General features: G+C 65.4%; 24 protein-coding genes. 15 read left to right on the top strand and 9 right to left on the bottom strand.

Annotated features, from left to right (window positions below; all coding sequences use genetic code 11):
* The first annotated feature begins 1 nt into the window (after window position 1).
* Genes VEC01_RS15770 through VEC01_RS15785 form a run of 4 tightly spaced genes read left to right on the top strand, consistent with a single transcriptional unit; the run spans window position 2 to window position 4,264 of the window.
* A complete protein-coding gene (locus VEC01_RS15770; RefSeq protein WP_324901881.1) occupies window positions 2-1,279 on the top strand; it encodes a cytochrome c in 1,278 nt (425 codons plus the stop codon).
* Between the two features lie 50 nt (window positions 1,280-1,329).
* On the top strand, window positions 1,330-2,250 hold the full coding sequence (locus tag VEC01_RS15775; RefSeq protein ID WP_324901856.1) for a delta(1)-pyrroline-2-carboxylate reductase family protein: 921 nt from the start codon (window positions 1,330-1,332) through the stop codon (window positions 2,248-2,250).
* 59 nt (window positions 2,251-2,309) lie between these two features.
* The gene (locus tag VEC01_RS15780; RefSeq protein ID WP_324901857.1) at window positions 2,310-4,076 is read left to right on the top strand and encodes a thiamine pyrophosphate-requiring protein; all 1,767 of its coding nucleotides are present in this window, start codon (window positions 2,310-2,312) and stop codon (window positions 4,074-4,076) included.
* A gap of 14 nt (window positions 4,077-4,090) precedes the next feature.
* On the top strand, window positions 4,091-4,264 hold the full coding sequence (locus VEC01_RS15785; RefSeq protein WP_324901858.1) for a hypothetical protein: 174 nt from the start codon (window positions 4,091-4,093) through the stop codon (window positions 4,262-4,264).
* Between the two features lie 6 nt (window positions 4,265-4,270).
* Here VEC01_RS15785 and VEC01_RS15790 read toward each other — a convergent pair whose 3' ends face one another.
* Entirely contained in the window at window positions 4,271-5,284 is a 1,014-nt protein-coding gene (locus VEC01_RS15790; RefSeq protein WP_324901859.1) for an AI-2E family transporter, read from the bottom strand.
* A gap of 113 nt (window positions 5,285-5,397) precedes the next feature.
* Here VEC01_RS15790 and VEC01_RS15795 point away from each other — a divergent pair, with 113 nt between their 5' ends.
* Window positions 5,398-6,507 carry an NADH:flavin oxidoreductase/NADH oxidase gene (locus tag VEC01_RS15795; protein WP_324901860.1) on the top strand — a complete coding sequence of 370 codons (1,110 nt, stop codon included), beginning with the start codon at window positions 5,398-5,400 and terminating at the stop codon, window positions 6,505-6,507.
* A gap of 15 nt (window positions 6,508-6,522) precedes the next feature.
* Here the strand turns inward: VEC01_RS15795 and VEC01_RS15800 are convergent, their stop codons facing one another.
* A complete protein-coding gene (locus tag VEC01_RS15800) occupies window positions 6,523-7,197 on the bottom strand; it encodes a hypothetical protein (protein ID WP_324901861.1) in 675 nt (224 codons plus the stop codon).
* Window positions 7,198-7,323: 126 nt separating this feature from the next.
* Window positions 7,324-8,475: a metallophosphoesterase gene (locus tag VEC01_RS15805; RefSeq protein ID WP_324901862.1), complete on the bottom strand. Its 1,152-nt coding sequence runs from the start codon at window positions 8,473-8,475 to the stop codon at window positions 7,324-7,326.
* A gap of 274 nt (window positions 8,476-8,749) precedes the next feature.
* On the opposite strand from VEC01_RS15805, the gene VEC01_RS15810 reads away from it, so the two are divergent.
* Entirely contained in the window at window positions 8,750-11,335 is a 2,586-nt protein-coding gene (locus VEC01_RS15810) for a sensor domain-containing protein (RefSeq protein WP_324901863.1), read from the top strand.
* Window positions 11,336-11,412: 77 nt separating this feature from the next.
* Here VEC01_RS15810 and VEC01_RS15815 read toward each other — a convergent pair whose 3' ends face one another.
* Complete coding sequence (locus tag VEC01_RS15815; RefSeq protein WP_324901864.1) at window positions 11,413-12,327, bottom strand: Tim44-like domain-containing protein; 915 nt, start codon at window positions 12,325-12,327, stop codon at window positions 11,413-11,415.
* Window positions 12,328-12,544: 217 nt separating this feature from the next.
* Here VEC01_RS15815 and VEC01_RS15820 point away from each other — a divergent pair, with 217 nt between their 5' ends.
* From VEC01_RS15820 to VEC01_RS15835, 4 genes are all read left to right on the top strand, one after another.
* Window positions 12,545-13,426 carry a Ku protein gene (locus VEC01_RS15820; protein WP_324901865.1) on the top strand — a complete coding sequence of 294 codons (882 nt, stop codon included), beginning with the start codon at window positions 12,545-12,547 and terminating at the stop codon, window positions 13,424-13,426.
* A 12-nt stretch (window positions 13,427-13,438) separates the two neighbouring features.
* Window positions 13,439-15,964 carry a DNA ligase D gene (ligD, locus tag VEC01_RS15825; protein ID WP_324901866.1) on the top strand — a complete coding sequence of 842 codons (2,526 nt, stop codon included), beginning with the start codon at window positions 13,439-13,441 and terminating at the stop codon, window positions 15,962-15,964.
* Between the two features lie 114 nt (window positions 15,965-16,078).
* Complete coding sequence (locus tag VEC01_RS15830; protein ID WP_324901867.1) at window positions 16,079-16,816, top strand: type 1 glutamine amidotransferase domain-containing protein; 738 nt, start codon at window positions 16,079-16,081, stop codon at window positions 16,814-16,816.
* A 101-nt stretch (window positions 16,817-16,917) separates the two neighbouring features.
* Entirely contained in the window at window positions 16,918-17,199 is a 282-nt protein-coding gene (locus VEC01_RS15835) for a hypothetical protein (RefSeq protein ID WP_324901868.1), read from the top strand.
* A 19-nt stretch (window positions 17,200-17,218) separates the two neighbouring features.
* Here VEC01_RS15835 and VEC01_RS15840 read toward each other — a convergent pair whose 3' ends face one another.
* The 3 genes from VEC01_RS15840 to VEC01_RS15850 all read right to left on the bottom strand — a co-directional run bounded on the left by VEC01_RS15840 (window position 17,219) and on the right by VEC01_RS15850 (window position 19,120).
* Window positions 17,219-17,599, bottom strand: coding sequence for a hypothetical protein (locus VEC01_RS15840; RefSeq protein WP_324901869.1), 381 nt, complete (start codon window positions 17,597-17,599; stop codon window positions 17,219-17,221).
* A gap of 95 nt (window positions 17,600-17,694) precedes the next feature.
* Complete coding sequence (locus tag VEC01_RS15845) at window positions 17,695-18,384, bottom strand: MgtC/SapB family protein (protein ID WP_324901870.1); 690 nt, start codon at window positions 18,382-18,384, stop codon at window positions 17,695-17,697.
* Between the two features lie 139 nt (window positions 18,385-18,523).
* Entirely contained in the window at window positions 18,524-19,120 is a 597-nt protein-coding gene (locus tag VEC01_RS15850) for a TetR/AcrR family transcriptional regulator (RefSeq protein WP_324901871.1), read from the bottom strand.
* 115 nt (window positions 19,121-19,235) lie between these two features.
* Between VEC01_RS15850 and VEC01_RS15855 the strand changes: the two genes are divergently transcribed.
* The gene (locus VEC01_RS15855) at window positions 19,236-20,057 is read left to right on the top strand and encodes a metal-dependent hydrolase (protein ID WP_324901872.1); all 822 of its coding nucleotides are present in this window, start codon (window positions 19,236-19,238) and stop codon (window positions 20,055-20,057) included.
* Between the two features lie 22 nt (window positions 20,058-20,079).
* On the opposite strand, the gene VEC01_RS15860 is transcribed toward VEC01_RS15855, so the two are convergent.
* Both VEC01_RS15860 and VEC01_RS15865 read right to left on the bottom strand, forming a co-directional pair.
* Window positions 20,080-20,385, bottom strand: a complete 306-nt coding sequence (locus tag VEC01_RS15860) for a YkvA family protein (RefSeq protein WP_324901873.1) — start codon at window positions 20,383-20,385, stop codon at window positions 20,080-20,082.
* A 90-nt stretch (window positions 20,386-20,475) separates the two neighbouring features.
* A complete protein-coding gene (locus VEC01_RS15865) occupies window positions 20,476-21,387 on the bottom strand; it encodes a DMT family transporter (RefSeq protein WP_414691462.1) in 912 nt (303 codons plus the stop codon).
* Between the two features lie 127 nt (window positions 21,388-21,514).
* On the opposite strand from VEC01_RS15865, the gene VEC01_RS15870 reads away from it, so the two are divergent.
* From VEC01_RS15870 to VEC01_RS15885, 4 genes are all read left to right on the top strand, one after another.
* The gene (locus tag VEC01_RS15870; RefSeq protein WP_324901875.1) at window positions 21,515-22,054 is read left to right on the top strand and encodes a hemerythrin domain-containing protein; all 540 of its coding nucleotides are present in this window, start codon (window positions 21,515-21,517) and stop codon (window positions 22,052-22,054) included.
* Complete coding sequence (locus VEC01_RS15875) at window positions 22,051-22,347, top strand: hypothetical protein (RefSeq protein ID WP_324901876.1); 297 nt, start codon at window positions 22,051-22,053, stop codon at window positions 22,345-22,347. Before VEC01_RS15870 ends, VEC01_RS15875 begins: the two co-directional genes overlap by 4 nt.
* A 112-nt stretch (window positions 22,348-22,459) precedes the next feature.
* Window positions 22,460-22,966 (top strand): nuclear transport factor 2 family protein, encoded by a 507-nt coding sequence (locus VEC01_RS15880; protein ID WP_324901877.1) that lies wholly within the window; start codon window positions 22,460-22,462, stop codon window positions 22,964-22,966.
* 51 nt (window positions 22,967-23,017) lie between these two features.
* On the top strand, window positions 23,018-24,129 hold a 1,112-nt coding region (locus VEC01_RS15885), incomplete at its 3' end, for a PQQ-dependent sugar dehydrogenase (protein ID WP_324901878.1).

The raw sequence follows: 24,129 nt of genomic DNA on the forward strand, positions 1-24,129 counted from the left end.
GATGAAGCGCCTCCTCGCCGCCTTGCTGATCCTCCTCGGCGCCGCCGCCGGGCTGGTCTATTACCTTGGCACACGCGAGGAGCACGTGCCCGCGGCGCCGCCGACGGCAAGCGGTGCGGAGCAGGTCAGACGCGGCGCCTATCTCGCGCGCGCCGGCGACTGCGTCGCCTGCCATACCGCGCGCGGCGGCGTTCCGTACGCAGGCGGGCGCGCAATACCGACGCCGTTCGGCACCATCCATGCGCCCAACATCACCCCGGACAAGGAAACCGGCATCGGCAACTGGAGCGCCGATGACTTCTGGCGCGCGCTGCACAATGGAAAATCGAAGGATGGCCGGCTGCTGTACCCCGCCTTCCCTTATCCGAACTACACCCGCGTCACGCGCGCCGACGCCGACGCGATGCACGCCTACTTCATGTCGCTGCCCGCGGTGCGCCAGGAGAACAAGGCGCCGGAACTACGCTTCCCCTATAACCAGCGCGCGCTGCTGGCGGTATGGCGCGCGCTGTACTTCCGGCCCGGCGTCTACAGGGAACAGCCGAACCAGAACGGCGAATGGAACCGCGGCGCCTACCTGGTGCAGGGCCTCGGCCACTGCAGCGCCTGCCACACGCCGCGCAACCTGTTCGGCGCGACGCAGGACCGCGCCGATCTTGGCGGCGCGATGATCCCGATGCGCAACTGGTACGCGGCTTCGCTCACCGGCGAAAGCGAAGCCGGGCTCGGCAGGTGGGAGGTGCGCGACATCGTCGACCTGATGAAGACCGGCGTGTCCGCGCGCGGCGCGGTATCCGGCCCGATGGCCGAAGTGGTGCGGGAAAGCCTGCAGCACCTGGATCACGGCGACCTGCGCGCAATGGCGATCTATCTGAAGTCGCTGCCGCAGAGTGCGCGCGACGCGGAACAGGCGGCGCCGCCGATGACGCCGGAAAACGAGAGAATACTGAAGCAGGGCGCGGCGCTGTATGAAAAACATTGCGTCGACTGCCACAAGCCGTCCGGCGCCGGCGCACCGCCGCATTTCCCGGCGCTGGCGGGCAACCGCGCGATCATGCTTGCAGCGCCGGTGAACCCGATCCGCGCGGTTCTGCATGGCGGCTATCCGCCGAGTACACAGGGCAATCCGCGTCCGTTCGGCATGCCGCCCTTCGGCAACATCCTTTCCGATCAGGAAGCGGCAGCGGTGGTGTCCTTCATTCGCAACAGCTGGGGCAACCGCGCCCCGATGGTTTCGAGCGAGCAGGTGAACCGCTACCGCACGGTCCAGCTGGAATAAGGGGGGAGCGCTATAGTAGCGTCTCCCGTCCCTGCCATCACTACGCCATCATGCAGATCCTGACTCCAGAAGATACCGCGCGCGCACTGCCTTACGACAAACTTGTTCCCGCCATTGCCCAGGCCGCGCGCGAGCTTGCCTCCGGCGCGATCGATGCGCCGGAAAGAATGGTCGTGAAGGCCGGCAGCGGTGGGGTGCTGCTGTGCATGCCGGCACTCGGCGCCGACCTCGGCGTCACCAAGCTGATCACCGTGCACGGGGGGAATCCGCAGCACGGGCTGCCGGCGATCCAGGGCGAGGTGCTGGTGTTTGAAACTTCGACCGGCCGCCGCCTTGCGCTGCTGGACGGCCCGACCGTGACCGCGCGGCGCACCGCGGCAGTCACGCTGCTCGGCATCCAGACCCTGCTGCCAGGGGCGCCCGCTTCGGCGCTCCTGATCGGCACCGGGGTGCAGGCGGTCGCGCACGCCGATGCGCTGATCGCCTACTTCGGCGTGTCGCGCTTTCGCATCGCCAGCCGCGATCCGGCCCATGCGCAGGCATTCTGCAATGCGTTGATGCGCCACCACCCGCAGGTGACGGCAACGGCGCAAGGCGCGCAGGAAGCGCGCACCGAGATGCCCGATACCGACCTCGTGATTGCGCTCACCACATCCACAGTGCCGGTCGTGCCGGCCAGGCTGCCTGCCGGCACGCTCGCCGCCGGCGTCGGCGCCTTCAAACCCGAGATGGCGGAACTGCCGCCTGAGCTGCTGCGCGAGCGGGACATCGTGGTCGACGACCTTGCCGGCGCAAAACATGAAGCGGGCGACCTGCTGCAGGCAGGCATCGAATGGAGCAGGGTGCGCAGCCTCGCCGCCGTGCTGGCCGACGGCAGGCCGGCCGACCGGCCGCTGCCGGTGCTCAAGACGGTCGGCCAGGCCGCGTGGGATCTGGCCGCCGCGCGCACCGCGATTTCCTCGCTGGGCTGATCCCGCGCAGGCGCGCGTCTTGCGTGCGCTGCTCCCTTTCGGCGGAAAGGGAATGGATCATGGCAAGCACCGTTGGCGATTTCCTGCTGCAGCGCCTGCACGCATGGGGTGTTACCCGCCTGTACGGCTATCCGGGCGACGGCATCAACGGCATCATGGGCGCGCTCGGACGGCAGGACGCGATCGACTTCGTGCAGACGCGGCATGAAGAACTTGCCGCCTTCATGGCCTGCGCCCATGCAAAATTTACCGGCGAGGTCGGCGTCTGCCTGGCCACCTCGGGCCCAGGCGCGATTCACCTGCTTAACGGCCTGTACGACGCGAAACTCGACCATCAGCCGGTGGTCGCGATCGTCGGCCAGCAGCAGCGCATGGCGCTCGGTGGCGATTACCAGCAGGAAATCGACCTGCTGTCGCTGTTCAAGGATGTCGCGCACGAGTATGTGCAGATGGCCACCACGCCGGAGCAGGTGCGGCATCTGGTCGACCGGGCGCTGCGCATCGCGCGCGAGCAGCGCACTGTCACCTGCCTGATCCTGCCGAACGACGTGCAGGAACTCGACGCGGTTACCGTCCCGCCGCGCGAGCACGGCAGCGTGCATTCCGGCATCGGGGAAACCATGCGCGCCGGCGTGCCGGACGAGGAAGGCTTGCGGTTGGCGGCGGCAATCCTGAATGGCGGCAAGAAAGTCGCGATCCTGGCCGGCGCCGGCGCGCTGCATGCGACCGACGAATTGATCGAAGTCGCCGATGTCCTCGGCGCCGGGATTGCCAAGGCCCTGCTCGGCAAGGCCGCGGTGCCGGACGACCTGCCATTCGTCACCGGCGCGATCGGCATGATCGGCACGAAACCGAGCTTCGACATGATGAACGGCTGCGACACGCTGCTCATCGTCGGCTCCAGCTTTCCGTATTCGGAATTCCTGCCGGAGGAGGGCCGGGCGCGCGCGGTGCAGATCGACATCGACGGCCGTATGCTCGGCCTGCGCTATCCGGTCGAATGCAATCTGGTCGGCGATGCGCGGCAGACGCTGCGCGCGCTGCTGCCGCTGCTCGACCGCAAGAGCGACCGCAACTGGCGCATGCAGATCGACCAACAGATGCAGCGCTGGCAGCAGTTGCTGGAAGAACGCGCGCGCGACGAGACGGCGCAGCTCAATCCGCAGCGCGCGTTCCACGCGCTCTCGCCCCGGCTGCCCGACGATTGCATCCTGGCTTGCGACTCCGGCTCCGCGACCGCGTGGTATGCGCTGCATCTGCAGCTGCGGCGCGGGATGATGGCCTCGCTGTCGGGCGGGCTGGCGACGATGGGATGCGCGGTGCCGTATGCGATCGCCGCCAAGTTCGCCCACCCCGGACGGCATGTGATCGCCCTCGCCGGCGACGGCGCGATGCAGATGAACGGCATGAATGCCCTGATCACGATCGCGAAGTCCTGGCGCGACTGGGGCGACCCGCGGCTGACGGTGGTGGTGCTGAACAACCGCGACCTGAACTTCGTCACCTGGGAACAGCGCGGCCAGCAGGGCGATCCAAAATTTTCCGCGTCGCAGGACTTGCCGGATTTCGCCTACGCCGACTTCGCGCGCATGCTGGGATTGCACGGGCTGCGCATGGAACGCGGCACCGACGTCGACGCGGCGTGGGACCAGGCGCTGCAGTCCGACCGGCCGTGCGTGGTCGAGCTGGTGGTCGATGCCAACGTGCCGCCGTTGCCGCCGCAGGTCACGCGCAAACAGATGGCATCCTATTATGAAGCAATCGCCAAGGGCGACCCGGACGCCGACGCGATCCGGCAGGCAATCGACAGGCAGGCTTCCGACTGAACAGCGAGGACACCATGACCAGCACACCACCAATGCGCAACCCGGGCGATGAAGCGCCGCCCGGCAGCGAGCAGACCGGAGAGATTTCCTGCCCGGTCTGTCACGGCAGCGGGCAGAGCGCGGAACGCACGCCCTGCACGCATTGCGGCGGCACCGGGATGGTAGTGGTCACCGTCGGCGATGCGTAACCGCCGTCAGACCAGCCCCTGGTCCTCCAGCTCCTTCTTCACGTAAGCGTAGAACACCGGCGCGGCCACCACGCCGGGCAGGCCGAAGATCGCTTCCATCGTCAGCATCGCGGCGAGCAATTCCCACGCGCGCGCATTGATGTGCGAGCCGATGATCTTGGCGTTGAGGAAGTATTCAAGCTTGTGGATCAGCACCAGGAAGGCTAGCGAGATGGCCGCGATGCCGAGCGAATGCGACAGGCTGACGATGACGATGACGGTGTTCGAGATCAGGTTGCCGATCACCGGCAGCAGGCCGGCGAGGAAGGTGATCGCGATCATGCTCTTGGTCAATGGCAGGTGGATGCCGGCCAGCGGCAGCACGACCACCAGGTAGATCGCGGTGAATACCGCATTGAGCGCGGCGATGCGCACCTGCGCGAACACGATGCTGCGGAAGGCCTGGTGCAGGGTCACCACGCGCGCGTGCAGCGCCGCCGCCAGCGGCTTGTAGTCGTGGCGCACGGTGGTGTCGTAGAGCGCCGCCATCGCGCCGATCACCATCCCGATCAGCAGGTGCGCGATCACGCGCCCCGCCATCTCCCCCACCGTCTGCGCCTGCGCCGCGTGTTCGCGCAGCCAGGCGGTCACCAGGTCGCGCAATCCTTCGGCGCTGTCCGGCACGCGGCTTCTCAGCCATTCCGGCATCTGGCTGCGCGAGGCCTCGAGGATGTCGGCGAGTTTCTTGAACAGCGTGCCGATGTTGCCGGCATCGCTTTGGAAGAAGGCGACCGCGCCCCATACCGACAGCGAGAGCAGGAGCACGATCACAATGCCGAGGATCGCCACCGCGATCATGCGCGCGCGCTGGTCGCTGATATTCCTGCCCAGCACCGGGGCGAGCACATGCACCAGGGAATACACCAGCAGGCCGGAAAACAGCGCGGCGAGCAAACCCTTGTGCAACACGATGAAGAGAGCGACGGCGGCAAGCAGCCAGGAAGCAATAGTGGTTAAATGAACCCTGTTCTGTTCTGACATGGTGTGGTCTTGTTTTGCGCGATGCGCAAGCTTACGCCAACTCGCGCCGCTTGTACTGCAGCGATATTGCGGCGCGTGCAACAAAATTCAAGCTATTACGAAACGAAAACAATATGAGCTCACTCTTTTCTCCGCTTACCCTTGGCAACCTCACCCTGAAAAACCGGATCGCGATTGCGCCGATGTGCCAGTACTCCGCCGACCAGGGGTCGGCCACTGCCTGGCACATGATGCACCTTGGCCAGCTTGCGCTGTCCGGCGCCGGCCTGCTGATGATCGAGGCCACCGCGGTCGAGCCGGAAGGGCGCATTTCCCCCGGTGACCTCGGCCTGTGGTCGGACAGCAACGAGCGCGCGCTCGGGGAAGTGGTGCAGGCGATCCGCCGGCATTCGGCGATGCCGCTCGCGATCCAGCTCGCGCACGCCGGGCGCAAGGCGTCCACCCGCGTACCGTGGGAAGGCGGCAAGGCGATCGCCTCCACTGCCGGCGGCTGGCGCACCTTCGCCCCGTCGGCGCTGCCCTTCGACCCGCAGGACGAAGCGCCGGTTGCGCTCGACGATGCCGGGCTGCGGCGCATCCGCGCTGCATTCGCGGCGGCAGCGCGGCGCGCGGACAGCCTCGGCCTTGACGCGATCGAAGTGCACGCCGCGCACGGCTATCTGCTGCATGAATTCCTGTCGCCGTTGTCCAATCACCGCGAAGACGCGTACGGCGGCTCGCTCGAAAACCGCATGCGCTTTCCGCTGGAAGTCTTCGACGCGGTGCGCGCCGCTTTCGATCCGGCCAAGCCGGTGGGCGTCCGCGTGTCCGCGACTGACTGGGTCGAGGGCGGCTGGGATGTCGAACAGACTGCCGCTTTTGCGCGGGAATTGCGCGCGCGCGGTTGCGCCTTTATCGATGTCTCGAGCGGCGGCCTGTCGCCGCTGCAGCAGATTCCGCTCGGCCCCGGCTACCAGGTGCCGTTCGCCGAGCGGATCCGGCAGGCGGCGGGGATGCCGACCATCGCAGTGGGATTGATCACGGAGGCGGAGCAGGCGGAAGACATCGTGGCGTCCGGCAAGGCCGACATGGTCGCGCTGGCGCGCGGCATGCTGTACAACCCGCGCTGGCCATGGCATGCCGCCGCGAAGCTGGGCGCGCAGGTCGATGCGCCTCCGCAGTACTGGCGGTCGCAGCCGCGGGAATTGAAAAACCTGTTCAGCCAGTCGACACTCGGCCACTGAGCACGCGCGCACCGGCTACAGGTCGAACTGGACCGGCACGCACGCAATCCTGCCCGGCTCCGCCGCACTGTCAGCCTCTGCCTTCGTCTCATGCTGCGTCAGCAGGAATTTGTCGATCGCCAGCGTATCCGGATTGTGATAAATGTTCAGGTACAGCTGCTGCCGTTGCGGCACGTTTTCGAGGAAGCGCGGGCCGTTTTCGGACAGCTGGCCGTCCAGGGTAAATACCGTCACCACATCATCGTCGCCGATGTAGCCGTGCACCTTGTAGACCGGATGGCGCGCGCGGGTGGTGATGATTTCCACTGGCTGCTTGGTCGTAATCAGCCGCACCGGCTTGCTCAGGTCGAGCGGCGGCAAGTCCTTCTGCGACGCGACGCGCACCGGCGTCGCGGGCGGCGGTGCTTCGGTACGGTGCGGCCGCTCCTGCGTCACCGTGTCGGGCTGCCGCAGCGTCGGCGGCTCATCCCACGTCGGCGCCGCGCGCCTGGCGGCGGTCCGGGCCTCGGTCGCGGTGCGCGCCGCCGGCGGCGGCTCATCGAAAGTGCGATGCGGCACGTCGAACGTCACCTCGTAGTTGTACAACTGCTCGTCTGTCATGTCGGGGAACGGGGCCGGATGACCGCCGTCGATGGTGCGGTACTTGACTCCAGACTCGCGCCTTCCCAACAGGGTGTCGAGAATGCCCACTTCAGCCTCCTGCTTTTTTGCGGCGCGCTGATGCTCCGCCGCTCGCCTTGCCGTATTCGACCCCGTGCTCCGGGCGCGGTTCGATACCGGATGGACAGTTTTGTTTCCAGTTGTAGCTCGAGGGTGTTATGAACCAGGGAAGGGGGCGCGCACCAGGCGGACGCGCGTGATTTCGGACGGCGCGCCGAAGCGTTTCGGCGGCCCCCAGTAGCCGGTGCCGCGGCTGGTGTAGACCCATAGCTTGCCCAGCCGGTTGAGCCCGGCCACATAAGGCTGCTGCATGGGCACGAAGTAATTCCACGGGAAGAACTGGCCGCCATGGGTATGTCCGGACAGTTGCAGGTCGAATCCGGCATCGGCGGCGGCGCGCGCGGTGCGCGGCTGGTGCGCAAGGAGGATCTTCACCCCCACGTCGGGCGGCGCGCCTGCAATCGCGCGGTGCGGATCGCTGCGATGGCTTTCGTCGAAATGGTGCGCACTGTAGTCGGTGACGCCGGCCAGCAGCAGTGCTGCTCCCGCATGATGGAGCACCACGTGCTCGTTGAGCAGCACGGTGAGGCCGAGCCGGCGCACCTCGGGGATCCACTCGCGCGCATTCGAGTAGTAGTCGTGGTTGCCGGTGACGAAATAGGCGCCGTGCCGCGCACGCAGGCGGGCAAGCGGCGCGGTATGCGGCGCCAGCCGGCGCACGCTGCCGTCCACCAGGTCGCCGGTGACGGCGACGACGTCAGCGTCGAGACGGTTGACGGCATCGACGATCGCATCAAGGTAGCCGCGCTTGATGGTCGGTCCGACGTGGATGTCGCTGATCTGTGCGATCGTGAACCCGTGCAGTGCGTCCGGCAGGCCGGCGATCGGCACCTCGACATCGGTCACCGCCGCTACCCGGCGGGCGTTGAGCAGCCCCACCAGAGTGGCGAGTCCCGCGAGCGACGGCACGGCAACCGCGCTCCAGGTGACCAGCGCCGGGGTGTAGGCACCGATCAGCGCAGCGATGGCGAGCAGCATGTCGCGCAGGAAGGTCAGCACGAACAGCGAGGAAAACATGCCGAGCGCAAGCAGGCCGGCCCAGGCGACGCGGTCGGCCAGGGGTTGCCGGCGTATCGCGTGCGACAGCAGGCCGGCCGGCACCAGGATGAAGGAGGCCAGCAGCCAGAGCGCGCCGAGCACGCGCACGACGGGCGCGACCGGCAGCTCGGGCAGGACGCGCCAGCCTATGTAGGCGTGCAACAATGCCAGCAAGCCAAGAATGATCAGGGTTGAAGTACGTGGTCTCATGGTGGGGTAGCGCGACCGGAAGGGGAAATCCGATCGAATCGGCGCCCGAATGCGGGGAGCGCTTTCGGGCGGGATCCGGCTTTATATCTTGGGATCAAAGGCCGTCATTCAATAGCCGCTGGGCGGGAACCGTCCCCCGAAACGCCTCTCTTATTTTAAGTAACCAAGTAACGGTAACTTTAAGTAACAATATCGAGGGTGATGGTCCTGTTGGAAAGCGCCATCCCGGGTATGCCGTTGTCCGTGACCCAAGCCGCCGCCAGGAGCACGTCCCATGCATGAAACGCCGGACTTTGCCGCCGTCGTCAACGCCTCGCCCAATCATTACCTGATCCTTGCCCCGGACTTCACCGTCCTCGGTGTCAACGACGCTTTTTTGCACGTTACCGGAGGGACACGCGACGAACTTCTTCGCCGCAACCCCTTCGACGTCTTCCCGCCCGCCCCGGATGACGCGGCCGCCGCGGAATTGATCCGCGCGTCCTTCGAGCGGGCGCTGGTCAGCCGCTTGCCTCATACCATTCCGCTGTTGCGCTATGCGATGCGCGATCCGCGCGCGGGCACCGGCGGCACGGCGGAGCGTTACTGGACCATCGTGCATGCACCCGTCCTCAATGCCCGCGGCGAAGTTGCGTGCGTCATCGCGAACCCGGTGGACGTCACCGAACTGGTCAAGCTCAGGCGAGCCCTCGAGGATGCCGGGAAAGGGCGCGTCCTGCGTACCGAAGCAAGCGTGTTCATCCGGTCCCAGCAACTGGAAGAGACCAACCGGATGCTGGACGCGGAACTGGACGAGCTGCGTCGCCTGTTCGAACAGGCGCCCGGTTTTGTCGCGGTGGTGCGCGGCCCGCAATTCATCTTCGAACTGGCCAACGCTGCCTACCGCCGGCTAGTCGGGCGCGATGACCTGATCGGCAAGCCCTTCCGCGATATCCTGCCGGAACTGGAGGGCCAGGGCTTCGTCGGGATCATGGACCGCGTACTTTCCAGCGGCAAGCCCTATGTCGGGCACGGCCTGAAAACCATGGTGCAGCGCGAGCAGGATGGCATGAAGTCGGAGCTGTACATTGACTTGACGGTGCAACCGATTACCGGCGTCGACGGCAGGGTTAGCAGCCTGTTCGTGCAAGGCCACGATATCACCGCGCAAAAGCGCGCCGAGGACGAGCTGCGTATCAGCAACGAGCGCTGGAAACTGGCGATCGAAGGCACGGGCGACGGCGTCTGGGACTGGGACATGCAGAGCGGAAAGGTCGTGTACTCGGCGCGCTGGAAACAACTGATCGGCTACGTCGAGCACGAGATCGGCGACAGCGTGGACGAATGGCGCAACCGCCTGCACCCGGACGATGCGCAGTCCGCCTCTGCAATGTTGCAGGACTGTCTCGCAGGCAAGGTGCCCACTTTCATCAGCGAGCACCGGCTACGCTGCCGCGACGGCAGCTGGAAGTGGCTGCTGGCGCGCGCGGTCGTGGTCGCGCGCGACGCGTCGGGAAAGCCGTTGCGCATGACCGGCACCATGACTGACATCTCGGCCAAGAAAGAATCGGACGAGCGCATCTGGCGCCATGCCAACTTCGACATCCTTACCGGCCTGCCCAACAGGCGTCTGTTCCGCGACCGGCTCGAGCAGGAAGTGCGCAAGGCGCACCGCAGCGGCGTGCGTGCCGCGCTACTGTTCGTCGACCTCGACCGCTTCAAGGACATCAACGATACGCTCGGGCACGATGCCGGCGACCAGTTGCTGATCCAGGCGGCGCAGCGCCTGGGCGACTGCGTTCGCGAATCGGATACCGTTGCGCGACTCGGCGGCGACGAATTCACGGTAATCCTGACGGAACTGGACGGTGTCGCGCATGTGGAGTACATCGCGCAGAACATCCTGCGCGCGCTGGCTGAACCGTTCCACCTCGACAATGAGGTTGCCTATATTTCAGGCAGCATCGGCATCACCCTCTATCCCACCGACGGCACGGCGCCGGAGGAACTGATCCGCAACGCCGACCAGGCGATGTACGCGGCCAAGACGAGCGGGCGCAACCAGTTCAGTTTTTTCACGAGGTCGATGCAGGAACAGGCGCGTAGCCGCCTGCGTCTGGGCAGCGACCTGCGCGACGCGCTCCATGGCGGACAGCTGCGCGTGTACTTCCAGCCGGTCATCGATATGCGCAGCGGGCGCATCGCGAAAGCGGAAGCCCTGCTGCGCTGGATGCATCCCGGACTGGGAGCAGTCGACCCCGCGCAATTCATCCCGCTGGCGGAAGAGTCGGGCATGATCAACGAGATCGGCGACTGGGTGTTTCGCCAGGCGGCGGCGTTTTCGCGCCGCTGGAGCCCGCACGCCGGCGCGCCATTCCAGATCGGCGTCAACAAGTCGCCGGTACAGTTCATGGCGCATGCGCGCAGCGATGACTGGAGTGCCACCTTGAAAGGCATGGGCTTGCCGGCCAATAGCATTTCAGTCGAAATCCCGGAAATGCTGCTCAACAAAATGACCGCCGCGGTGGCAGACCGGCTGCTCGAGTACCGCGCGGCCGGAATGCAGCTCACCATCGACGACTTCGGCGCCGGCTATTCGTCGCTGGCTTACCTGAAGAAATACGGGATCGATTACCTGAAAATCGACAATACGGTGGTACGCGACATCACGGCCAGCGAGAGCGCCCGCGCGATCGCGGAATCAATGATCGTGATGGCACACCGGCTTGGATTGCAGGTGATCGCGGAAGGCATCGAGACCGCCGAGCAGAGCCAGTTGTTGCGCGATGCCGGCTGCGATTTCGGGCAGGGTTTCCTGTATGCGGCGCCGGCGCCGCCGCAGGAATTCGAGCAGATGCTACTGCGCGACGACGCGGGATGAAAAAAAGGGCCGGTTGCCCGGCCCTGCAAGAGGAGACGCGCCCAGGGGAAGGCGCGGTGACACTGTTACTGCGTGCGTTACGACAGCTGCTGGATACCGCCGAGCACCCAACCACCGTTGCCGGTAGCCGGCTTGGACAGGTTCCACACCTCGGTGAACGGCTCTGCCGCGGCGTTCTCGGATTCGCGGATCACGCCGTGGAATTTCACGCTGGCGACATGTTCGGTGCCTACCGACTCGACGCCCAGCAATTCCGCTTCCAGCGATACCACATCGGTATGGTTCGGCGAGGGGCCGCGCTCGAGCAGCTGCTGCTTGAGTTCCGCATACATTTCCGGCGTCGTGAACTCACGCAGGTCGTTCACATCGGCCTTGTCCCAGGCTGCCTGCAGACGGATGAAGTAGGTCTTTGCATGACGCAGGAATGCCGCGCTGTCGAAGTCTGCCGGGATGGTCCAGGTGGCGTCGGTCGCGTTACCGGGTGCGGCAGTCGATGCCGTTGCGCCGGGTTCGACCCGCGAGCCGATTTCCGGAACCGCGAAGCCCGGAGAAGCGTTGCCGGCATAGGCCGGGTTCAGCCCGCTTTTCGCCTGCGCATTGGCGTGCTGCTTGCGGGTCACCATGCGGTAGATGAAGTAGCCGGCTGCCACCAGGAGCGCGATCATCAGCAGGTTGCCGATCATGCCGGCAAGTGCGCCGCCGATGCCAAGGTGCGACAGCAGTGCGCCCAGGCCGAGGCCGAGCAGCGCGCCGCCGAGGATGCCCTTCCACGGGCTCGATGCCTTGGCCTGCTGCGCCGCGGCTTGCGAAGGCGCTGCCTGCTGGGCAGCGGCGGGGGCGGCCTGCTGCTGTGCCGGCGCCGCCTGGCGCGTCACGTTCTGCGACTGGCGGCCGACTGAACCGCCGCCGCCCATGCGCTTGGCTTCCGCCTCGGGCAGGACCACCGACAGCGCAGTGAGTGCGACCATCAGGGTGAGCAAATACTTTTTCATGCTTCCTCCAGTTGTAATAAGCGTGCGGTTCCGGCGAGGTGCCGGAAGCGAGACAACGACGCTATGGTACGGCCCCTGTCAAAATATAAAAAGCGAATAAATATTGAAATTCCCTTCGCAAAAAATGGAAACTGCGATGGCCGAACTCCAGCCGCCCATCCATGTCGAATCAATAACATTTCCACCCAATCACACCGGTGTCCGGAGAAAGGCCCGTATGTCCCGAGTCATGTGGAAAGGCGCGATCAGCTTCGGCCTGCTGCACGCGCCCGTGGGGCTCTACCCCGCCTCGAAACAGGACGACATAGATTTTGACTGGCTGCACCGCGAGTCGTTCAAGCCGGTCGGCTACAAACGCGTCGTCAAGGAAACCGGAGAAGAGGTCGGCAAGGACGACATCGTGAAGGCGGTCAAGTACGAAGGCCAGTACGTCGTGCTTTCGGACGAGGAAATCAAGTCCGCCAACGTGAAGTCCACCCACACCATCGACATCGTCGGCTTCACCGGCGCGGAAGACGTCAATTTCCTGTTCTTCGAGACACCTTATTACCTGGCGCCCACGAAAGGCGGCGAAAAGGTGTACGCCCTGCTGCGCGAAGCGCTGCTGAAGACGAAGAGGATCGGCGTGGCGCTGGTGGTGCTGCACAACAAGCAGCATCTCGCGGCGCTCATCGCCACACCGCAGGCGCTGGTGCTCAACACGCTGCGCTGGGCGCAGGAAGTGCGCGGCACGGAGGAACTCGACCTGCCGGAAGAAGGCATCAAGGGCGTTGCGATCAAGCCGAAGGAATTGCAGATGGCCACGCAGTTGATCGACAGCATGACCGAAGACTGGCATCCGGAAGAATACAAGGACAGCTTCCGCGATGACATCATGGCGCTGGTCAAGAAGAAGTTCGACGCCGGGCTTGCGGAAACCATCTCGGATGTGAGGGTCGAGCCGCCGGAAGAAACCAGCAACGTGGTCGACCTGACCGAATTGCTGCGGCGGAGCCTGCAGGGCCGGGAGCAGCGCGTGCCGGGCAAGAGCGCCGCGCCGAAGAAGACGGCGCCGCCGAAAAAGCGCGCCACGGCGCGCGCCTCCAAGGCCGTGCATTGAGCCGGCGGCGCGATGTCCGGCAAGCTCTCCGCCTATCACGCCAAGCGCAACTTCGGCATCACGCCGGAGCCGCGCGGCGAGGTCGCGCAGCCGTCGGAACGCCTGCGTTTCGTGGTGCAGAAACACCACGCGCGCAAGCTGCATTACGACTTCCGGCTGGAGCTCGACGGCACGCTGAAAAGCTGGGCGGTGCCGAAGGGACCCAGTCTCGATCCGGCGGAAAAGCGGCTGGCGGTGCACGTGGAAGACCATCCGCTGGACTACATCGACTTCGAGGGCGACATTCCGGAACACCAGTACGGCGCCGGCCATGTGGATGTCTGGGATAGCGGCTGGTGGGAGCCGCAGGGCGACGCGCTGGCCGGCTACCGCGCGGGCAAGCTGAAGTTCCGTCTCGACGGTGAAAAGCTGCGCGGCGGCTGGACACTGGTGCGCACGCGCCTGCCCGGCGGCAGCAAGGAGCAATGGCTGCTGATCAAGGAAAAAGATGACGCGGCGCGGGCGCAGGCGGAATACGACGTCACCGAAGCGCTGCCGCACAGTGTGCTCGCGCGCAAGGGCGAGCGCGGCGCGGCGCGCAGGAAGAACGGTGCGGCCGGCAACGGTGGGGCCGGCAAGGGCGCGCGCAAGGCGCCGCTGCCGCCGACGCTGTCGCCGCAGCTCGCGACCCTGGTCGACGCCGTTCCCGCCGAAGGCGAATGGATGTATGAAATCAAGTTCGACGGCTACCGGCTGCTGGCGCGCGTCGACGGCGGCGAGGCACGGCTGTTCACGCGCGACGGCAAGGACTGGACCGCGCGCCTGCGGCCGCAGGCGGAAGCGATCGAGGCGCTCGGCGTGGACAGCGCCTGGCTCGACGGTGAAATCGTGGTGCTCGACCGCCAGGGCGTGCCGTCCTTCCAGCTGCTGCAGAACGCATTCAATGGAAAGGCCAGCGGCGACATCCTCTATTTCCTGTTCGACCTGCCCTACCTGAACGGGGTCGACCTGCGCCAGGCGCCGCTGCGCGAACGGCGCGCATTGCTGGCGCAGCTGATGGATGGCGCCGGCGCCGGCCCGCTGCGCTACAGCGCGCCGATCGAGGAACCGCCGCAAAAACTGCTCGACAGCGCCTGCGCGCTGTCCATGGAAGGCATCATCGGCAAGCTTGCCGATTCGCCGTACGAAGAGCGGCGCAATGCGAGCTGGATCAAGCTCAAGTGCCGGCGGCGGCAGGAATTCGTGATCGGCGGCTATACCGAGCCGCAAGGCAGCCGCAAGTTCTTCGGTGCGCTGCTGCTGGGCGTGCATGAAGACGGCAAGCTGCGTTACTGCGGCCGCGTCGGGACCGGTTTCGACCGCCAGCTGTTGCATGCCCTCCACGGCCAGCTGCAGGCGCTGGCGCAGAAAGCCAGCCCGTTCGCGCAGTTGCCGGCCGAGGCGCGCCGCGCGCATGCGCGCTGGGTCAAGCCGCAGCTGGTCGCGGAAGTCTCGTTCGCGGAGTGGACCGGCGAGGGCCTGCTGCGGCAGGCGGTATTCCATGGCCTGCGCAATGACAAGCCCGCGGCGGAAGTGCGGCGCGAGGAAGCGGCGAGCCTGCCGCTGAACGGCAATGGCGACCATGGCGGCAATGGCGGGCGCGCAGGCAAGCAGGCGCGCGGTGGCGGCGCACCGCTGCAAGGGATCCGCATCACCCACGGCGAGCGGGTGATCGATGCGGCGAGCGGGCTGACCAAGCGCGACCTGGCGGCTTACTACGAGAGCATCTCGACGCACATCCTGCCTTATCTGGCGGACCGGCCGGTCTACCTGCTGCGCTGCCCGGAAGGCATCGCCGGCGAACATTTCTTCCAGAAGCACAACAAGCGCATCACGATTCCCGGCGTGCGCACGCTCGACCCCGCACTCGATCCCGATCACGATCCACTGATGGTGGTAGACGATGCGCGCGCGCTGGTCGGCGTGGCGCAGATGGGCGCGATCGAACTGCATACCTGCAACGCCACCGCCGACCGCATAGAGCGCCCCGACTGCATGATCTTCGACCTCGACCCCGATCCGTCGCTGCCATGGAAAAAAGTGGTGGAAGGCGCGCGCCTGGTGAAGGTCGTGCTCGACGAACTCGGGCTGAAGAGCTTCCTGAAGACCAGCGGCGGCAAGGGTCTGCACCTGGTCGTGCCTCTGGCGCGCCGCCAGGACTGGGACGAGGCCGGCGCGTTTTCGCAGGCGGTCGCGCAGCACCTGGCGCGCACCCTGCCGCGCCAGTTCAGCGCGAAAATGGGCGAGAAGAACCGCGTCGGCAAGATCTTCATCGATTACCTGCGCAATAAGCGGCAGGCAAGCACGGTCGCGCCCTATTCGGCCCGCGCGCGCCCCGGTTTGCCGGTGGCAACCCCGATCTTCTGGGAGGAACTGGATGAGCTGCCGGGCGCCGCAGTGTGGTCGATCGCGTCCCTGCCGCAACGGCTGGCGCGCCTCGCGGCCGATCCCTGGCAGGACTATTTCCGTACGCGCCAGTCGCTGACCCGGGCGATGAAGGAAAAGCTGGGCCTGGCTTGACTTGCTGCAAGCCGGACGTCGTTCCCGAACTTCGCCCTGTTTGGGGGCTCTGAAAATGCAGTGCGCGCTGGCCGCGCACGCCGTACCGAATGATTTTCAAGAAGGAGCCATCCCATGTTTGAAAGAACGACCCTGGAAGGCCGCCGCGTCGCGGTGCTGGCCGCCGACGGCTTTGAAAAGATCGAGCTGACGCTGCCGCTCAAGGCGCTGCAAGCGAAGGGCGCGCAGGTCGACATCATTTCGCTGCGCCCGGGCAGCATCCGCGGCGTGAACCTGCAGGAACCGGCGAGCAGGATCAAGGTAACGCGCACGCTGGATGAGGCGGATCCCGCCGACTACGATGCGCTGCTCATTCCCGGCGGCTTCATGAGCCCGGACCTGCTGCGCCAGTCGGCCGCCGCCCGCGATTTCGTGCGTGCATTCGATGCCGCGCGCAAACCGATTGCCAGCATCTGCCATGGCCCCTGGCTGCTCGCTTCGGCCGGCCTGACGCAGGGCCGCACCATGACATCATGGCCGGGCGTGCGGGACGACATGGTGAATGCGGGAGCCACCTGGCTCGACCAGGAAGTCGTGCGCGATGGAAACTGGGTGACCAGCCGCGGCCCGCAAGACATGCGGCCTTTCGTCAAGTCAATGACAGCGCTGTTTACCGAGCAGGCGCCGGTGATCAAGAGTACTGCCTATTCACTGTTCTCCGACCCGCAGCGGCAGTCGCCGCCGGCGCTGGTGACGACCGCCATGCGCCTGCTGCCCAAGCCGTCGCTGCGCACACTGGTCGGCGTCGCCGTGGTCGGCGCCGGCATCATGGCCGCGACCCGGCGCAAGCCCGGGCCGTCCGCGCCGCAGTAGGGGAATCCGGAAGCAGTTGCCGGATTGAATCGGGAACTCGCGAGTTATTGATGTGTCAATGCAGTCCCAACGTTGCACACGTTAGTGAAACAAGGAAAGCAATGACACAGACTGCACTACAACACGCATACGATCCGAACCGCTTGCTCAATACCCTCATCGACCGCCTTGGCGTGCGCAGCGACAACGCGCTGTCGCGCCGCCTGAAAGTCGCCGGCAACGTGATACGCGATATGCGCGACGGCCGTATCCCGGTCGCCGGCTCGATGCTATTGTGGATGCAGGAAGTCACCGGCATCAGCGTCGACGAGCTGCGCGGCCTTCTCGGCGACCGGCGCGCAAAGTGCCGTCTTCACTACGGCATCCGTACGGCCGGCGCCTGAGCCGGCTGCGCGTTTTGCCTCAGCCTTCGTGGCGCCGCCAGGAGGTGAAGTCGTCGATGTCGCGCGCGCCGAAGCGGTCCATGATGTCGCCCGCTTTCGCGCGTTGCGCTTCATCCTCGGCCTCCACGGCCAGCATGAAGACGCCGCGCCAGACCGGCTCGGAATTGTTGTAGGCGTCGGTACGCTCTTCCATGCCGAGCATTCTTTCGACCGGTCCGCCGGACGGCCCGTTGCCCGTGTCCTTCGCATCGAGAATGCCGTTGCCTTCGACCGGACCGGCTTCATCCAGCTTGCTGTCGAGGTGAACATTGTCCGGCGGAAATCCTGACGCGAGTAATTGCTCGCGCGCGTGCTGGGCGGCATCGAAGCTGTCGTAGATACGGATGAGCGGATTGGGCATGGCAACTCCTGGAATACGAGGAAGACCGGCGGAAACGTCGGCACATGCCAGTGTGACCGCGGCGGCGGGCACGCGTTCTGCCCGTGTGGCCCGGACTAGTCGCCGGTTGGCGTGATCTGGAAGGTGCGCACCTGCTGCATCTTGCGCAGCCGGTCCGCGAGGATAGAGGTGTTGCGCTCGTCGGAAGTCTGCAGCACCATGCGGTACTCGAAGCAGTCCCCATCGTCGGTGATGCGGTAGCTCATGTTGGCGACGGTGAACCCGTGTTCTGCCAGCACCGCCCGCAGCTGCGTTTCGGACATCGCATCGAACCGGGCGAAGCGGATGTAGTAATGCGCATAGGAATGCGAGGGCATCATCGACTCGATGCGGCGGAAGACCGACAGCACCCCGAGCGTGAGCAGGGTGGCGAAGATCGCGGGGAAATAGAAGCCGATGCCGAACAGGATGCCGATCGCCGAGGTCATCCAGATCGATGCCGCGGTAGTCAGGCCGCGTACGCTGAATCCTTCCTTGAAAATCACGCCGGCGCCGAGAAAGCCGATACCGGTCATGATGCCCTGCGCCATCCGCGTCGGGTCGGTCTGCACTACGCCGGAAGTCAGGCCGAGCCATTTCCACTGATACAGCATGACCAGCATCAGCAGACTGGATGCGAGACATACCAGCGTGTGCGTGCGAAAGCCGGCGGGGCGGCCATGATAACTGCGCTCCAGGCCGATGATGCCGCCGGCGCCGATCGCGCCCAGCATGTGGATGGTAATGGTGAAATAGTCGGGATCCATGGTTTGCCTGCCTCCAGGAAGGAAGCGTATGCCGGAACCGGCGACGCAGTTCTGCGCGACAACAAGAAACGGTTACCGCCGGTTCCGCAGAAAACGAGGGCAGTGCGGGGGCGAGATAAGGCAACGCCGGCGGGGGGCGTCAGGCAGTGCGGGTAAGAGCCCGCATCAGTTGCACCGCCGGTGCGGTGAGCCTGCGCAGCTGGTCGACACGGTTCGATTCGATCGCATGCAGCACCAGCTCGTTCATGCCGCCGACGATTGCCAGCGCCATTTCCGGCGAAAGGGTTGCGGCGGGCGAAATGCTGCCATCATTAATGACAGTGAGCATGAACGCGGTGATCTCGTCATTCACGCGGCGCCGCGCGGCAAGCCCGGGCGCACCGAGGCCGAGGATCTCGATGAACAGCGTACGCACCAGCACCGGGTTTTGCGCGAGGCAACCGAAGTAGGCGGCGATCGCGGTCTCCACCTGCTCCTGCCAGCCGCGTGTGGGATCGATCGCGGCGCGCAGCACGTTAAGCGCGTTATGGCTGGATGCCTCGTATAGCGCAACCAGGCAGTCAGCCTTGGTGGCGAAGTGTTCGTAGAAGGTGCGACGCGACACCGCAGCCTCGCGCACGATGTCGCCGATCGTCGTTTCCGCATAGCCCTTCGCCGCCACCGCGCGCGCCATGCCTTCCAGCAAGCGATGTCGGTGGCTGTTGGTTGTTTCCGTATTTCTCAAGGCTTGCGTCATATCAGCGATTCTATCTCGGTACTTGACAGTACCAAACCCTCATACCAATATGATGGTACCAGCCAGTACCGAGAACACCACGGTAACGCATCAAGATTTCCTGCCGGAGTCCTCAATGACCGACCTCGTTGTGCGCCGCTTGCTGATCGACCTCGAAAAGCCGTTCGACCGTCACTGGTGGGGCGGCGATGCGTTCCGTAGCGCGCTGTTCAACGCGCTGTCGATGAGCTTTCCCGTCGGCGAACAATTTTTCATCGACTCGGTGCGCATGGGCTACAAGGCATTACCGGAAGACAAACAGGAACGCTTCCGAACGGAAGTGCAGGGCTTCGTCGGCCAGGAAGCGACGCACCGGCGCATTCATGGACTGTTCAATGCCCATCTTGACCAGCAAGGGCTGGTCAACAACTGGGCGCCGCGCGTGCACAAGCGCCTGAAACTGCTGCAGGGCGTTGCTCCTGTGCACTGGGTCGCGATCACCGCCGCCAATGAGCATTTCACCGCCATCCTTGCCGACTGGCTGCTGCGCAACCACGACCTGCTGGACGATGCCGAACCGCGGCTGAAGACCATGTGGCTGTGGCATGCGGCGGAAGAGTCGGAGCACAAGAGCACCGCGTTCGACCTGTTCCATGCGCTCGGCGGCGACCGCAAATGGCGCCTGATCTGGATGCGCCACGTGACGATGATCTTCCTCGGCGACGCGATCCGCCAGACCGTCAGCAACCTGCGGCGCGAGGGCATGCTGTGGAAATGGAGCACATGGAAAAGCGGCGCGCGCTTCCTGTTCGGCAAGCGCGGCATGGTGCGCGAATCGTTCAAGCCGTGGCGCGCCTACTTCCGCAAGGATTTTCACCCATCGCAGCAGGAAAGCGGTCTGTCGGCGCGCTGGCTGACGGAAAACCGGATGATGTATACGCTGGTGGGCGGCGCCTGAACGGCGGCCGCCTTCGGACCAATCAGCGCATGCCGAAGCGCGAGCGCGACAACAGCCGTTCAGCCGCGGCGCGCGCCTGCTGCAGCACGCCTGCCGGCGCAAATTTCAGCAGTGCCGGAATGCCGAGCGCCAACAGCGTGACGTCGTCGAACCAGCCGAGCAGCGCCAGCCAGTCGGGAAGCATGTCGACCGGGCTCAGTACATACAGACCGATCAGCAAGGCCAGCAGCTTGAAGCGCAGCGGCGTTGCCGGATGGCAGCACGCATACCACAGCACGACGATATCGCGGCCCACTGCCCTGAACAGGCGTCCGAGGCGAAGAAACATGGCTGGCTCCAGGAACTAGGTGATCGGAAAGGACTTTGGCAACGGAATGCCAAGAAAGTGCCCCCGGAAATCCTGAAACGTGCTTCGGAACTACCGCCTTGCATTCACCATGACCACCCCCAGCATCACCAGCACCGCGCCGGCGACAAAGCGTGGGTCGAGCGGATCGTGCAGCAGCAGCACGCCGAAGCCGACGCCGAACATCGGCGTCAGGAAGGCGAACACCGACAGGCGCGATGCAAGGTAATGGCGCAGCATCCAGAACCACACGAGGTAGCTCCCGAACGCGACGATCACCGCCTGGAAGAACAGGCTGGCCCATACCGCGGGCGTGAACGCGGCGCCCGCGGCCTGGCCGTTGATGACGCCGACCGCGACCAGGATCGCGCCGCAGGTGCCCAGCTGGTAGAACAGGGTGACCGCGGGCGGCGCTTCCGACAGCGCGGAGCGCCGGATCAGGATGGTGGTGGCGGCCCAGAATATGCCGCCGAGAACGCCAAGCGCGTCGCCGGCGAGCATCGCGCTCCAGTCGCGCGAGGTGCTGTCAAAGCCGTTCGAGAACGCGACCGCGATGCCGGCGAATGCCGCGAGTGCGCCGGCCCACTGCAGCGGGCCGAGCCGTTCGCCGGGAATGAACCAGTGCAGGCCGAGCACCGTGAAGATCGGCGCGGTGTACAGGAACACCGACATATGCGATGCGGTCGTGTATTGCAGGCCGACCGCGACGCTCAGGAATTCCAGTGCGAACAGGATGCCGGCGCCGATGCCGGGCAGGAAGGTGCCGTCGCGCAGCGACAGCCGCTGGCCGCGCACCAGCATCAGCCCATATACCATCAGCGCGGCGGCAGCCGAGCGCAGGCCGATCTGCAGCACCGGCCCCATGTCCGGCGCCGCCAGCTTCACCGCCACCTGCTGCAAGCCCCACAGCACGCACAGTACGAGCATCGTGAGGACGGCGAGCGTGTCGAGTGGTCTGCGGGTGGCTGCCATGGCGTGGGGGATACAGGGTCAATAGCGAGCCGCTATTGTATGCGTTCGACGAATTTTCCGTCCGGCATCGGCTGTTTTCCTGAACCAGTTTCCTTCTCCCGCTTCTAACCTCTGAAGACAACTACCGGAGTGCAATGCGATGAATGAACAAGAACTCGATGCGGTGCCCCTCCTGACCAAGCAGCACCGTGAGATGGAACAGCTGCTGCGGCAGGTTGCCGACGCGGATGACGATGCGCACAAGAAAACGCTGTTCGAGCAGGCGGCGGACCAGCTGACGGTGCACATCAAGTCGGAAGAGGAAATCTTTTACCCTGCGGTGCACCGCGCGCGCACCGAAGACGATTTGCTGGAGTCGCTCGAAGAACACCTATCGCTCAAGCGCCTGCTGGCCGACCTGCTTGAACTCGACCCGTCGGAAAAATCCTTCGAAGCGAAGTTCAAGGTCCTGAAGGAACAGACCGAGCACCACCACAAGGAAGAAGAAGAGCACTTGTTCCCGGCGGTACTGAAACTGCTCGACCAGCCCACCCGCGCCGCGCTCGGACGCGACATGCTGACGCGGCAGGCGGATCTCACACAGCAGGGAGAGCCGCGCGACGCGATGCCTTCGGAGACCGACGTGGCGGCGGCGCTGCCGCCGCAAGGGGCCCAGACCATTCCGGCCGGAGCGCGATGAAACCCGCATGCGCGCTGCTCGTCGCATCGCTTGCCCTGCCGGCGCTGGCACAGGACGGCATGCGCCGACCGGCGGATCCTTCGGCTGCGCGGCCGGCCGAACCGGGAATGAGCGCGCCGCCGGGCAGGCCGATGAAGATCCCGTCCGATCCCGGCGCCGTGGTCCGCCCGCCGCCGACCGGCAATGAAGAAATGGTCAAAACGCCGAAGAACATCGATCCGGAGATCGACAATGCGACACCGGAAATCGACCGCAAGAACCGCAGTAAAGCGCAACGGAAAGGCGAGCAATAACGGCGGTTCGGGAGCGCACCATGATGGAAACAACCGGCGGCCTGCGCCTGCCGCCATCGGCCTCTGATAGATGACCATGCGCTGGCAGTTGTTATGCGCCGCAGTCCTATACATGGCATGCGGGCAAGTCTGGCCCGCAAGCGTGGAAGTGCCTCCCGTTGCGGCGCCTGCCCCGGCGCAGGCGGAAGAAGAGGAAGACATTCCGCAAGGCGGCCGGCCGGTGACGCCCGAGATGGAGCGCAAGGTGCGCGACTTCCTCGAGCGCTTCATCGACGCGGAAAAGACGCCCGAGGAACAGGCCGCGTTTTTCACCGAACGCGCCGACTATTACGACCAGGGATACGTCGGGAGGGAAGAGATCCGGCGCGACGTCGAGCGCTACATGCGGCACTGGCCGCAGCGCCAGTACGAACTGGAAGACATTTCCTACATGAGCGCCGATCCCGAGTCGGACCGCATCTTCGTCAGCTATACCCTCGGCTACAGGGTCGCGCGCGGCGACCGGTCCGCGCGCGGGAAGGCCAGTTACGGCGTCGTCATTTTCGGCTTGAACAGCGACCCGATGGTGGAGTCGATCCGGGAAAAAGTCGCCGGCCGCAAACCTGCATCAAACGAATGATGCCGCATGCCGGTATCATGGGGCATCGCTCTGATTGTCGAAAGGAGAGGTATGCATACCCCCCGGTTTGCCGCCGTGTCGCTTGCGCTGCTGGCCCCTCTGGCCGCAGGCGCCCAATCCGCCGCCCGGATTACCCCTGAAGTGCTTACCGACAAGCTCGACCACCCATGGGGCGTCGCCTTCATCGGCGATGGCCGCATGCTGGTCACTGAGCGGCCGGGACGCCTGCGCGTGGTGCAGGCGAACGGCGAACTCGGCGCGCCGCTGCAGGGCTTGCCGAAGATCGACGCCGGCGGCCAGGGCGGCTTGCTCGATGTGATCACCGACAGCGGCTTTGCCCGCAACCGCACCCTCTACTTCTGCTTTTCCGAACCGGCGGCATCGGGATCCGGCAATTCCACCGCACTGGCGTCGGCGCGCCTGTCGGACGACCTGAAGCGGTTGGAGCAGGTCAAGGTGATTTTCAGCCAGAAGCCGAAGTACGGGAGCAATGCGCACTTCGGCTGCCGCATCGTCGAGCATGGCGACGGCACGCTGTTCCTGACGATGGGCGATCGTTACAACCGCAAGGAAGACGCGCAGAAGCTCGACAATCACCACGGCAAGATCGTGCGCATCCGCAAGGACGGCTCGGTGCCGAAGGACAATCCTTTCGTCGGCAAGCAGGGCGCGCTGCCGGAAATCTGGAGCTATGGGCACCGCAATGCGCAGGGCGCGGCGCTCGACGCGAACGGCAGGTACTGGATGCATGAGCACGGCGCACAGGGCGGCGACGAGATCAACCGCCCGGAAGCCGGGAAGAACTACGGATGGCCGGTGATCACCCATGGGGAAAACTACGGCGGCGGCAAGATCGGCGAAGGCATCAGCGAAAAGGCCGGCATGGAACAGCCGGTGCATCACTGGACGCCGTCGATCGCGCCATCCGGCATGGCCTTCCTGAAGAGCGACAAGTACGGGAAGGACTGGCAGGGGAGCCTGTTCGTGGGCTCGCTCAAGTTCCGCTACCTGGACCGGATCGAGTTGCGCGACGGGAAGGTGGTGAAGGAGGAGAAGCTCCTCGCGGATCATGGGGCGCGGATACGGGATGTGAAAGAGGGGCCGGACGGGTTGTTGTATGTGTTGACGGATGAGAGGAGGGGGGAGTTGATTCGGTTGCGGCC

The sequence above is a fragment of the Noviherbaspirillum sp. genome, assembly GCF_035627455.1.
GTDB lineage: Bacteria > Pseudomonadota > Gammaproteobacteria > Burkholderiales > Burkholderiaceae_D > Noviherbaspirillum.

Coding starts and splice junctions, on each gene's coding strand:
- VEC01_RS15770 (WP_324901881.1), top strand. CDS start 2: ATGAAGCGCCTCCTCGCCGCCTTGCTGATCCTCCTCGGCGCCGCCGCC.
- VEC01_RS15775 (WP_324901856.1), top strand. CDS start 1,330: ATGCAGATCCTGACTCCAGAAGATACCGCGCGCGCACTGCCTTACGAC.
- VEC01_RS15780 (WP_324901857.1), top strand. CDS start 2,310: ATGGCAAGCACCGTTGGCGATTTCCTGCTGCAGCGCCTGCACGCATGG.
- VEC01_RS15785 (WP_324901858.1), top strand. CDS start 4,091: ATGACCAGCACACCACCAATGCGCAACCCGGGCGATGAAGCGCCGCCC.
- VEC01_RS15790 (WP_324901859.1), bottom strand. CDS start 5,284: ATGTCAGAACAGAACAGGGTTCATTTAACCACTATTGCTTCCTGGCTG.
- VEC01_RS15795 (WP_324901860.1), top strand. CDS start 5,398: ATGAGCTCACTCTTTTCTCCGCTTACCCTTGGCAACCTCACCCTGAAA.
- VEC01_RS15805 (WP_324901862.1), bottom strand. CDS start 8,475: ATGAGACCACGTACTTCAACCCTGATCATTCTTGGCTTGCTGGCATTG.
- VEC01_RS15810 (WP_324901863.1), top strand. CDS start 8,750: ATGCATGAAACGCCGGACTTTGCCGCCGTCGTCAACGCCTCGCCCAAT.
- VEC01_RS15815 (WP_324901864.1), bottom strand. CDS start 12,327: ATGAAAAAGTATTTGCTCACCCTGATGGTCGCACTCACTGCGCTGTCG.
- VEC01_RS15820 (WP_324901865.1), top strand. CDS start 12,545: ATGTCCCGAGTCATGTGGAAAGGCGCGATCAGCTTCGGCCTGCTGCAC.
- ligD (WP_324901866.1), top strand. CDS start 13,439: ATGTCCGGCAAGCTCTCCGCCTATCACGCCAAGCGCAACTTCGGCATC.
- VEC01_RS15830 (WP_324901867.1), top strand. CDS start 16,079: ATGTTTGAAAGAACGACCCTGGAAGGCCGCCGCGTCGCGGTGCTGGCC.
- VEC01_RS15835 (WP_324901868.1), top strand. CDS start 16,918: ATGACACAGACTGCACTACAACACGCATACGATCCGAACCGCTTGCTC.
- VEC01_RS15840 (WP_324901869.1), bottom strand. CDS start 17,599: ATGCCCAATCCGCTCATCCGTATCTACGACAGCTTCGATGCCGCCCAG.
- VEC01_RS15845 (WP_324901870.1), bottom strand. CDS start 18,384: ATGGATCCCGACTATTTCACCATTACCATCCACATGCTGGGCGCGATC.
- VEC01_RS15850 (WP_324901871.1), bottom strand. CDS start 19,120: ATGACGCAAGCCTTGAGAAATACGGAAACAACCAACAGCCACCGACAT.
- VEC01_RS15855 (WP_324901872.1), top strand. CDS start 19,236: ATGACCGACCTCGTTGTGCGCCGCTTGCTGATCGACCTCGAAAAGCCG.
- VEC01_RS15860 (WP_324901873.1), bottom strand. CDS start 20,385: ATGTTTCTTCGCCTCGGACGCCTGTTCAGGGCAGTGGGCCGCGATATC.
- VEC01_RS15870 (WP_324901875.1), top strand. CDS start 21,515: ATGAATGAACAAGAACTCGATGCGGTGCCCCTCCTGACCAAGCAGCAC.
- VEC01_RS15875 (WP_324901876.1), top strand. CDS start 22,051: ATGAAACCCGCATGCGCGCTGCTCGTCGCATCGCTTGCCCTGCCGGCG.
- VEC01_RS15880 (WP_324901877.1), top strand. CDS start 22,460: ATGGCATGCGGGCAAGTCTGGCCCGCAAGCGTGGAAGTGCCTCCCGTT.